Origin of the sequence: Pseudoalteromonas sp. BSi20480 (assembly GCF_000241365.1) — a bacterium.
In the GTDB taxonomy this organism is placed as follows: Bacteria; Pseudomonadota; Gammaproteobacteria; order Enterobacterales; family Alteromonadaceae; genus Pseudoalteromonas; species Pseudoalteromonas marina.
On record NZ_BADX01000152.1, the window covers coordinates 23,870 to 34,830 of the forward strand.

Here is a 10,961-nt window from a genome sequence, read left to right on the forward strand (position 1 = left end):
AAAATAAAAAACCGATGTTTAAACTAAACATCGGTTTTTCTTTGCTAAAAACTGACAGCTAAAAAACTAACCGCTTGTCTTTATCACTTCCCTATCGCTTCTTTGGCGAATAGGTGTTTTATTGGGCCTAGGTTATCAACAAGTGACAGCCCGACTCCACGTATCAGCTTTTTAACCGGGTTGGCACCTTCAAATAACTCTTTAAGCCCTTGCATCATGGCTATGTGCTTTTGCGCGTCGAGTTTGCGGGTACGCTCGTAATCACGAAGCGTGCGCGTGCTGGCAAATTCTTTACTATCACTTGTGAGTAACTCAATTAAATACGCGGCGTCTTTTAGGCCTAGGTTCATACCCAGCCCTGCCAATGGGTGAATGGTGTGCGCTGCATCACCCATTAATACCACTTTGCCGCTCACCCATTGCTGGGCGTAACGCATTTTAAGTGGAAATGCTACGCGTTTACTTTGCACTTCACACAGGCCGCATTGCCCATCTATGGCAGCCATTACGGCTTTATTAAAGTCGTTGTCGTCCATTGCTAGTAATTCATCACAATGGTGGGGGCTAGTAGACCACACAATAGAATGAGTGTTAGCGTCACTCAATGGTAAAAATGCCAATGGCCCCGAAGGTAAAAACACTTGTCGCGCAGTATTTGCGTGTGGCTCTTTTGTTTTTACTGTAGCAACGAGTGCATGGTGATCGTAATCTTTAAAGGTCAGCGCCATATTAAATTGTTTACGAATAGCTGAATTTGCGCCATCAGCCGCCACCAGCAGCTTAGCAATAATAGGCTCGCCGCTTTTAAGGGTTACAAATACGTCTGATTCACTTTGGTGTATTTGCTGGTATTCGGTATCAAACATTAGCGTAGCATTGCTTTGCTGCTCTAACTGTTTAATAAGTGCAAAGCGAATAATATCGTTTTCAACTATATGCCCCAAATGGTCGAGCTCAAGTTGTTTGTTATTAAAGGTTATTTTACCAAAGCTGTCGGCATCGCGAACATCCATATGGGTATATGCACATGCACGCTGAGCAATAATTTCAGGCCAAACGTTTAATTGCTCTAATAATGTTTGGCTTGCAATACTAAGTGCGCTTACGCGTAAACCGTATTCATCAGTTGAAGGGGCTTGTGTTGATGCTGCATCGAGTACCACAACACTAATATTAGCCTTAGCTAGCCCAAGGGCTAACGTCAGCCCCACGCAACCACCACCAACAATACACACCTGTGTTTGCTTCATAAACGTGAACCTTGTTTAACTTGCCCCATTAATTGTTTTGCTAACGGGGCTTTTAATGCGGGGAATAAATCCATTGAAAACAAGCCAATGCTTCGCCCAAGTGCTAATACTCGAGATGAATTTGAAAATAACCTTACTAAGGCATCTGTTAAAGTCATCACTGTTTTTATATCTTGACAGCGCAACTGGCCATACTCGCGTGTAAACGCATAGCTCCCTAACTCATTAGAGCTATTGGCAATTAAATCACTCAGTACTTGTACATCACGCAGGCCTAAATTAAAGCCTTGCCCTGCAATGGGATGAATAGCATGAGCAGCATTACCAATAACCACCGTTCGATGAGCTATTAACGATTCGGCTTGCCCATATACCAGCGGGTAGCTTGCGCGCATACCCACTTTAACAAATTGCCCTGCGCGGTAACCAAAGGCTGATTGTAATGCACTTAAAAACTCGATTTCATTTAAGTCCATGTATGAATTAATTTGCTCTTTTTCCATACACCACACCAATGAATAGCGGTTATTGCTCATCGGTAATAGTGCCATAGGGCCATGCTGAGTAAAGCGTTCAAAGGCATGGTTATTATGCCCTTCGGCTACTTCTATATTGGCAATAATAGCGCCTTGCTCATAAGGCTGAGTATTAAAATTAAGGCCCAGTAATTGGCGTGTAGGAGATTGCGCGCCATCGGCTACAATAATTAGCTTGGCATTAAGTTGTTCGCCACTTTGCAAAGTCAGTGCGTTGCTATGCAACGTTTGTTGTATTTCGAGTACGCTATCAGGGCAAAATAAGCTAATGCTTGATTGCAATAGCCGCTGATGAAGCGCGCGCCCAAATGGATTAACCTCAACGACATACCCTAAAGAAGGTTTTGCAAATTCAGCGCTTTGGATGTGGGTTTTACCAAAATGACCTCTATCAGACACGCTCACTTTTTTAATAGCAGAGGTGTAAGGGGCATTTTGGTCAAATAAATTAAGTGTTTGTAAATACTCTACCGATTGCTGAGCAAGCGCAATGCTTCGGTCGTCAAAGCTTGGGTGGTATTCATCGGTTACTTGGCTTGCTTCTACCACGGCAATGTTTATTGAGGGGTTTATTTTAGCAATACTAAGTGCGCAACTTGCGCCAACTAAACCACCACCAATTACTACAACATCAAACTGCTTAGCCATTGTGCTCTCCACCCGTTATGCGCTTGTAGTTTGTTGCATAAGTGCTTGAATATCGCTAATGCTTTTAGGCACGCTTAAAGTAAGGTTTTCATGGCCTGACTCGGTAACGAGTAAATTATCTTCTATACGAATACCAATACCTTTGTACTTTTGTGGCGCGTTTGAGTCTTCGCTTATATAAAGTCCTGGCTCTATGGTTAAAACCATACCAGGCTCAAATGCTCGCTCAACGTTATTTATTTTATAATCACCTACATCATGCACGTCTAACCCCAGCCAATGCCCAAGGCCATGCATGTAATATTCTTTACAGGCTTGTTGCGCCATTAGTTCAGTAAAGTCGCCAGTTAAAATACCTAAATCAAGTAAGCCTTGCGTTAGTACTTCCATTGCTAATTTATTAGCGTGGGACAGATAACCACCGGGTTTAATTTCTTCAAAGGCAGCCAGTTGTGCGTTAAGAACAATATTATAAAGCGCGGATTGTTCTTCACTAAACTGGCCATTTACCGGAAATGTACGTGTTATATCGGCTGCGTAGCCTTGTAGCTCACAACCTGAATCAATAAGTACTAGATCGCCATTTTTAAGTACATCGCTATTTTGCGTGTAATGCAGAATATTAGCGTTATCGCCGCTACCTACAATTGTGCCGTAAGCCGGATGAGGTGCGCCGTTCATTGCATAATGATGATGAAGCTCGGCTTCTAATTGAAACTCAGTTGCTCCTGCATGTGAAAAGCGCATAGCTCGCATGTGGCCACGGGCGCTAATTTCACAGCCTTCGCGCATTACCTCTATTTCACTCGGCGATTTAAATAAACGCATTTCATGGATAAGGCCGCGGATTTCTTTTAACGTACTCGGTGCTTTAAGGCCTTTGCGAGCCCCGCCACGAAGTGTACCTAAAAGAGAAAAAACTTTACTATCAAATGAATCATAAGCGCCTTGTGCAAAATAAATCGCATTTTTACCATTTAGTAGCTCAAGCAGTTGCTCTTCTAAATCACTTAATGGGTAGGCCTCGTCAAATAAGTAGTCGCTTTTGGCTTTATCAAAACCAACACGTCGGCCATGCCAAATTTCGGCTAATTTGTCTTTATCAAGGCAAAATAGGGTGCTGGGTGTATCGCTGTTGTTACAAAGCACCAATACAGCATCGGGTTCGTTAAAACCGGTTAAATAAAAAAAGTCGCTATCTTGTCTAAAAGCATAGTCAGTATCGCGGCTTCGCGTTACTTCGCTAGCAGCCGGAATAAGCGCAATGCTGTTATCGTCCATTTGTGCAAGTAAGCGTTCTCTGCGTGCTTTAAACTCTGACTTTTTTATTTCAACCATTATTAGCTAACCCGTTGTACTTTTTAATTAAGTTTAATGAAGCGTTTTTTTATCACTTTGGCTGCTTTGCTCTTTACCTAGCTCAGCAAAACAAAGTAGTGCCGATACACGTACATATTCAATAACTTCGTGAAGTGCGTTAGCATCTTCTTCGGTTTCTTCAAAAGTGGTATCTAGGCGTGTTATTTCGCTAAAGTCGCTAATTACTTCTTTCACGTCAGCCGACAGCTTACCGTAATCTTTTTGCTTTAAACCAAAACCAAGCATAAATCCCGATACCCATGATACGAGGCCATTAGCCTGATCGATGAGTGTTTCGTCGTCACTTGGTAAAAATAAATCAAACTGAAACTCTTCATCATTAAAGCTTGCAACAACTTGCTTATAAATAGTGCCAAAAAATGCTTTTAAACCATTACCGAACGATTCACCATCGTTGAATACATCGCTTAAAAGGCCTAGGTACTCCTTGTCGTCAATACTTAGTCCACATGCTAATAAACCACTAATAACACCATGCGCTTCGGCAGGAGAAACAAATATTTCGTTTTTTTCTAAAAGTAGTTGAGCTTTTTCGTAATCTGGTAAATCGTTCATAATCAAGCCTTCGCTTTGCTAGTTAAAGCAATGCTACCACTCGATAAAAAGCAACTCCAATTAATTGTATGATCACGCTCAAAAACTACGCAATAAAGTAAACAGCGAGTTAAAGGTGTGGGAAAACTAAGCGAACGACTTAATTTTTTACGTTTTGGGTTTAAGGATTGGCATATGTCTTATATACTTAATTTGTTCCCTGGGATACTGGAGCTGGGTTAAGTCCCTGAGCCGATAAATTTTATACCAGGGTTTCTGTTCGTTTACTATTGTGCAAGCTTGGCATGTACCGAGAAGCCTACGGTAAACCGCAGATTCCCGCCCTGAAACCTTCTGGTTTCAGGACTGAAACCGAGTACCGTATCTTGGGGAACACCATTATCTACTCGCGTTTTAACACGCACAATCAAACCTCTTTATACATCTACTTTTATCTATTTAACGCCTTAAATAATTTTCAATTTTGCATAGCTAAAAACAAAAAAGACTGCAGGCAATTGAATACCTACAGCTTTTGTATCAACACGTTTTTGTATTATTTAAACCAGCCTTGAAATCGTTCCATCAACATATAATTGACTGGTACTAGCAATAAAGTAATAAAGGTCGCAAAAATAATCCCAAACCCTAAACTAACGGCCATAGGTATTAAAAACTGCGCTTGTGTGGCTTTTTCAAACAGCAGCGGCATTAAGCCTATAAAAGTGGTTAAACTAGTGAGCATAACTGGACGAAAGCGCGATGCGCCAGCGAGTTTAACAGCCTCTATTAAATCGCCACCTTCGCTACGTTTTTTATTAATGAAATCGACTAATACGAGCGAATCGTTCACTACCACACCTATTAACGCAAGCATACCTAGTAGGCTCATAATGGTTAAGTCCATACCCATTATCCAGTGCCCTACTACTGCGCCAATCATGCCAAATGGAATAACGCTCATAACAATAATTGGTTGCATGTATGACTTAAACGGAATGGCCAATAACGCATAAATTATAAAAAATACAAATACTAACGCCCAAGCCAGTGAGCCAAACGACTCTCTTTGCTCTTTAGCTTCACCTTCAAGTTTATAATCAACCCCCGGGTATTGCTGCATTAGCTCGTCTAAGTATTGTGCGAGGTCGGCTTGAAGCACCGTCATGTTAGTGTTGTTTTTTTCTATATCAGCCGTCACGTTTAGTGTGCGGTAACGATCAATACGGTTTATAGTCGATGGGCTTTGTCCTGCCGTAAGCGTTGCCACATGTGACAATGGTACAGAACCGCCATCGGGGGTGTTTATTAGTATATTTTGTAAATCAGCTATCGAGCGGCGCTCATCAATAGGTAAACGCACCATTACACGCACGTCGTCTCGTCCGCGTTGAATTCGTTGAACTTGCGAGCCAAAAAACGAATTTCGCACTTGCCCTGCTACATTTACACGATTTAAACCAAGCGCTAAACCTTGTTGTGTAAGCTCTATACGTAATTCTTCTTTACCATCAGACATACTATCGGCAATATCAAACACCGTTGGGTACGTTGCTAAACGGTTTTTAATATTATCAGCCACATCTTGCAGTATTGTTAGCGAGGTGCCACTTAATTGAACGTCTATTGGGTCTGAACTTCGACCAATTTCAGCTCTAAATGTTAAGCTTTCTGCCCCTGGTATAATCCCAATTAAATCACGCCACTCACTTGCAAGCTCGCGTGAGCCTATGTCTGATTCACGTTTTTCTGCAGGTGTGATTTCAAAGCGTACCGCTCCAGAGTTGGATACACCACCGCGCCCGCCTGTAGTGGCGAGTATATTTAAAATAACGCTCTCGCCAGTGTCAGGGTCACGATATTTATCTTGTAGTTGCTGGGCCTTTTCAGACATATCAATCACGTATTTATTGGTTACTTCAAACGGCGTACCCGTTGGCAGTGTTAGGTTAACCCGTACGGTTTCGCTAGGAATTCGTGGGAAAAAGATAAACTTAGTCCAACCGCTGGTGATCATGGTTAAAATTATAAAAAATACCCCAACAAATAAACTGACCGTTGCTAATTTATGGCGTAAAGCAGTGTTTAAGATAGGTTGATAATATTTTAAAATTGCACTTTCAAAGCCATCTGCAAAGCGTTGTTGAATTGCTTCAAGCTTCGATGGTTCACCCTTTTGGTGGCGTAATTTTATGTATTTTAAATGTGCTGGTAACACAAATTTAGATTCAATTAGCGAGAACAATAACACCGGAATGACGACTACCGGAATTTGCGCAAATAAGGCGCCGCGTGCCCCTTCAATAAATGCTAAAGGTAAAAAGGCAGCAACCGTAGTCAGCACACCAAAGGTAACCGGAGTAGCCACTTCTTGAGTACCCAATATAGCAGCCTGCTCACCCGATTTTGCCGTTTTTAAATGGGTATACACGTTTTCGCCGGTTACTATAGCGTCATCTACTACAATACCGAGCACTAAAATAAAGCCAAATAAGCTCATTATATTTAGCGTTACACCAAAAATTGGCATCGCGATAAATGCGCCCATAAACGATACTGGAATACCAATAAATACCCAAAATGCAATTGCCGGGCGCAAAAATAGCGTGAGCAGTGCCAGAACTAAAATACCACCTTGTAGAGCATTACTGGTTAAGGTTGCGATACGGCTTTTAACTAACTCTGAATCGTCGTCCCAATAGCTCAGTTTAAAACCTTGTGGTAGCGTGGCCTGCTGTTCTTCAATGTAGTTTTTAACATCGTCTGCCACGGTTATCGCGCTTTGCGGGCCAATTCGGTAAACGTCTATAAACGCAGCTTGCTTACCATTAAAACGGGTACGCACTGGCGTTTCTTCAAAGTCGTCTTTTATTGTAGCAATATCACCTAGGCGAATAATTGTTCCGTCGGCTTGGTTTTTGACGACTATGCTAGCAAATTCGTCTTTGCGGTAAGCCTGCCCTTTTGAGCTGATCAGTACATCGCCACCTTCTGTTTTTAAGTTACCGGCAGAAATATCAGAACTCGAATTAGCAATCGCACTCGATATTTGCGCAAGGCTCAGGTTATATTGGCGAAGTGTGTCTTGGCTAACTTCAATGGCTAACTCATAATCTCGTACACCACTTAGCTCTACCTGCGTTACATTAGGCAAACGCAGTATTTGATCTCGCACTGTTTCTGCGTATTCACGCGTTTCTTTTTCGCCGTAATCACTTGATACAGTAACAGCTATTACTTCTCTTTTGCGCTCAGCCAGCGCAACAATTGGTTTTTCGGCATCGCCAGGAAATGTATTAATCGCATCCACTCGGCTTTTAATATCAGCCAACAGTTCACGAGGATCGTAACCACTTTCAACCTCAATGGTTACAGAGCCTGACCCCTCTGACGAGCGGCTAAATATTTGTTTAATACCCTCTAGGTCTTGTACCGCTTCTTCTATACGAATTGTTACGCCCTGCTCTACATCTTCAGGGGTTGCACCTCGTAGGCTGACACCAACGCTTATCATGTCTGTTTCGAAAGACGGAAACACCTCAAGTGGTATTTTACTCGATAAACTAAATAGTCCCGACAACAACAAAGTTACTAACAATAAATTGGCAGCAACATGGTTTTTGGTAAACCAAGCAATCATGCTTTATCTCCTTGCTTGGCTGCGCGACGTTTTTTTATTAACTCTTCAACACTGATACCAAGCTCTTTTGCTTTTTGCTCAAGTTGCTCTCGCGACGGGCGCATACCTTTAGGTTTTTTTCCTTTGGCTCTTCACCTAAAATACTCACTTTAGTGCCCGAACTCACTTGACCAAGTGGCGTGATAACCAACTTGTCGTTTGCTTTTAATCCTGTCTTGATCATTGCTTGGTTTGCGTTTTGCCATGCAAAAGTAACGTCTTTACGTTTTAGTACATCACCCTCAACTACGTAAACATAGGTGCCTTGATAAATTGTACTGTTGGGAATGATCAACGCATTTTGTACCGTTTTGCCTGCAATTTGTGCCTTAATGTATTGGCCTATTTTAATTGGGTATTGGTTACTCTCGGTTGATTTATATGGGTCGTCTATTTTTGCTACTACGTAAAGTTGCTGCGCGTTTTCGTCAATTGCGCCTTCAGTGCGTGCAAGTTGGCCTTGCCATGTTTGTTCGCCCACTAAATCAGAGCTAAATTTAACTAACGAACCGGCTTGGTTTTTAGCACCATCACGGTATTGCTCTGGCAGGTTTACAAACGAAAGGTCTTTATTTTTTATTGGTAAACGAATTTCTACGCTATCAATAGCGTAAATCGTGGCAAGCTGGGTATTGTTAGTCACTACTTGGCCTAAATCGACACTACGACTAAGTATGCGCCCAGCATAAGGTGCAGTCACTTTTGTACGCTCTAAATCAAGCTCTGCTTTTTCAAGAGTAGCTTGTGCTGATAAAACTTGTGCCTGCGCAGCTGCTAATTGCGGCTCACGTAGTACCAAGCTGCTGGCTTGGCTTGAACCACCAAGGCGCTTCCAATCAGTCAGTGCTTGTTGCCCGCGGGCTTTTTCTTCTAGCAAGCTTTGTTCTGCTGTAAGTAAGTTAGCTTGTGCAGATTTAACCTCTGCCTGATGATCTCTATCATCAAGCTTTAGTAACACGTCGCCTTTTTCAAAAAAACCACCTTCTCTAAACTCATCACTCACGTCGATGATTTGCCCTGATGCTTGAGCAACAAGTAAACTTTGTGTGCGAGGCTTTACTGTACCGTAGCTGTCTATCATTACTTGGTAACGTTGAGGCACAACCTCTAGTACCGACACGCTGATAGCTGCTTTTGGTGCAGAGCCAAAACGCCTCGCTTCTGGTGGGTTACTTTTGATAAAAAACACAATTAAAAGAGCGGTAACAACAACCGCGGCTGGAATAATAATTTTAGCTGTTTTAGTTTTCATCGTTGTTACTCTTTAGGTCGCTTGATGGTTTTTCAAAATCACCACCAAGGGCAACATGTAGGTTGATTCTATTTGCAATTAATTGATTCTTAATTTGTATTAGTGAACTTTGCGCATCGAATGAGCGATCTTGTGCATCCAATACTGTGGTGTAAGTGACTAAGCCACTTTGATATTGCTCAAACGATAACTGCTCGGCAGCAAGTGCATTTTTTTGCGCTTCAAGTGTGCTTGTATATTGAGCCTTTAAAGATTGCTGCTGCGAAATCGCGTTTTCTACATCGCCAAATGCATCATACAGAGTTTGCAGATATTGCTGTTCTTGCTTTTGCGTATTCAGGCGTGCAATTTCTTCATTGGCTTGTAAACGACCACCCTCAAAAATAGGTGCCGAAATACTTCCTAGCAAAGACCATGCAAGGCTTGAAGGAGAAAATAAATCACTCACCCTGTCTGTGCTATCACTTAAGCTTGCAGTTAAATTTAAACTAGGAAAACGCTGTTTATGTGCGTAAGCCAATGACGCATCGGTCGCCAATAGCTCGTACCAACTAGCAAGTAATGCAGGCTTTCGGGTAATAAGTTCAGATGGGATTCCCAGTGGAATTTCTGTGTTAATAACCGGTAAGTCATTACTTGCAGAAATTGCTCCTTTTGGGTACTCACCTAATAAACGCTCCAGTAGTCTTGCAGCACTGGATAAGCTTGCTGTTTGAGTAGCTATGCGTGAACGTTCGTTATTTAGCTCATTGCGGGCTAAATAAACATCGAGCGCTTCGTTTATACCTTGGCGGTAACCCGATTCAATTATATCGAGATTTTGCTTAGCATTTTCTTCACGGCGTTTATATAAATCGAGTAGCTGCTGTGCAGACACAACATCAAACCATCCTTGAACAACATCCGAAACAAGCTGCTGTTTAGCCTGTTCAAAACGCGCTTTTTGAGCTAAATATGAAAGGTTAGCTTCACGTTTTGAATCTGACAGTTTGCCCCATAAGTCAACTTCATAATTTAAGTTTAAGCTTACGGAGCTAGCATTATTATAACTAACAGGCCGATTATCTTTACTTCGGCTAGTACGCGTAGATAAATCTAAGCTAGGCCAAAGGTCTGCCCCGGACGCAATAAGTTGCTGCTTAGTAATGGCAACATCGTAGCTAGTTTGTAATAGTTGCTGATTGTTTTTAAGCGTTTGGGTAACATATTTTTTCAGCAATGGCGTGTTTAATTGCGTTAACCATTCATTATCCACTTGCAAAACTGAACTTGCTGCTTGTTGTTGCCACTGCTCAGGAACATCACTTGGTGCTTGTTGGCGCTCCTGTGGATTTATATTACTCGCACAACCACTGAGCAGCATCACACTAAGTGCCAATAACGTTGGCTTGTATTGCCAAATCATAATTTAACCTAAATTACTGCTATTTATGAATGTAATTCAAGCACCTTGACTAATTTTGCTCAACTTACTTTACATAACATTACATAGCTAGCGATGAGTGAACTAATAAGTGAGTTATACGGCAGGTATAGTTAAATGATCAGCAACTTTGTAAATATAAACACTATCAGATCACAACATTATTTATATAGATTAAAATTTATTTATCAGGAAAAAATAAAGTGTTGTAAACGAGGTAGTGCAGCCTAACCAAATCGAATGGGTGACTTATACAGAC

General features: G+C 41.8%; 6 protein-coding genes, 1 other RNA gene and 1 pseudogene. 1 reads left to right on the forward strand and 7 read right to left on the reverse strand.

All coding sequences use genetic code 11. The annotated features are described in order from the left end of the window. Positions 1–83 precede the first annotated feature (83 nt). The 4 genes from P20480_RS03660 to P20480_RS03645 are packed head-to-tail and all read right to left on the reverse strand — an operon-like array spanning position 84 to position 4,369. Entirely contained in the window at positions 84–1,250 is a 1,167-nt protein-coding gene (locus tag P20480_RS03660; RefSeq protein ID WP_008131948.1) for an FAD-dependent monooxygenase, read from the reverse strand. Then, on the reverse strand, positions 1,247–2,434 hold the full coding sequence (gene ubiH / locus P20480_RS03655) for a 2-octaprenyl-6-methoxyphenyl hydroxylase (RefSeq protein ID WP_008131949.1): 1,188 nt from the start codon (positions 2,432–2,434) through the stop codon (positions 1,247–1,249). Before ubiH ends, P20480_RS03660 begins: the two co-directional genes overlap by 4 nt. Before the next feature lie 15 nt (positions 2,435–2,449). Further along, on the reverse strand, positions 2,450–3,772 hold the full coding sequence (gene pepP / locus P20480_RS03650; RefSeq protein ID WP_008131952.1) for a Xaa-Pro aminopeptidase: 1,323 nt from the start codon (positions 3,770–3,772) through the stop codon (positions 2,450–2,452). A 33-nt stretch (positions 3,773–3,805) separates the two neighbouring features. After that, positions 3,806–4,369: a UPF0149 family protein gene (locus P20480_RS03645; RefSeq protein WP_008131954.1), complete on the reverse strand. Its 564-nt coding sequence runs from the start codon at positions 4,367–4,369 to the stop codon at positions 3,806–3,808. Positions 4,370–4,562: 193 nt separating this feature from the next. On the opposite strand from P20480_RS03645, the gene ssrS reads away from it, so the two are divergent. Further along, positions 4,563–4,745, forward strand: a non-coding RNA gene (ssrS, locus tag P20480_RS19305) — 6S RNA. Positions 4,746–4,904: 159 nt separating this feature from the next. Here the strand turns inward: ssrS and P20480_RS03640 are convergent. The 3 genes and pseudogenes from P20480_RS03640 to P20480_RS03630 all read right to left on the reverse strand — a co-directional run bounded on the left by P20480_RS03640 (position 4,905) and on the right by P20480_RS03630 (position 10,684). Next, a complete protein-coding gene (locus tag P20480_RS03640; protein ID WP_008131956.1) occupies positions 4,905–7,988 on the reverse strand; it encodes an efflux RND transporter permease subunit in 3,084 nt (1,027 codons plus the stop codon). Then, positions 7,985–9,279: pseudogene (locus P20480_RS03635) on the reverse strand (efflux RND transporter periplasmic adaptor subunit). Before P20480_RS03635 ends, P20480_RS03640 begins: the two are co-directional and overlap by 4 nt. Next, a complete protein-coding gene (locus tag P20480_RS03630) occupies positions 9,269–10,684 on the reverse strand; it encodes an efflux transporter outer membrane subunit (protein ID WP_008131959.1) in 1,416 nt (471 codons plus the stop codon). Before P20480_RS03630 ends, P20480_RS03635 begins: the two are co-directional and overlap by 11 nt. Between the last annotated feature and the right edge of the window lie 277 nt (positions 10,685–10,961).

What these genes read in the sequence shown, in the direction of transcription:
- P20480_RS03660 (WP_008131948.1), bottom strand. Translation starts at nt 1,250, where the DNA reads ATGAAGCAAACACAGGTGTGTATTGTTGGTGGTGGTTGCGTGGGGCTG.
- ubiH (WP_008131949.1), bottom strand. Translation starts at nt 2,434, where the DNA reads ATGGCTAAGCAGTTTGATGTTGTAGTAATTGGTGGTGGTTTAGTTGGC.
- pepP (WP_008131952.1), bottom strand. Translation starts at nt 3,772, where the DNA reads ATGGTTGAAATAAAAAAGTCAGAGTTTAAAGCACGCAGAGAACGCTTA.
- P20480_RS03645 (WP_008131954.1), bottom strand. Translation starts at nt 4,369, where the DNA reads ATGAACGATTTACCAGATTACGAAAAAGCTCAACTACTTTTAGAAAAA.
- P20480_RS03640 (WP_008131956.1), bottom strand. Translation starts at nt 7,988, where the DNA reads ATGATTGCTTGGTTTACCAAAAACCATGTTGCTGCCAATTTATTGTTA.
- P20480_RS03630 (WP_008131959.1), bottom strand. Translation starts at nt 10,684, where the DNA reads ATGATTTGGCAATACAAGCCAACGTTATTGGCACTTAGTGTGATGCTG.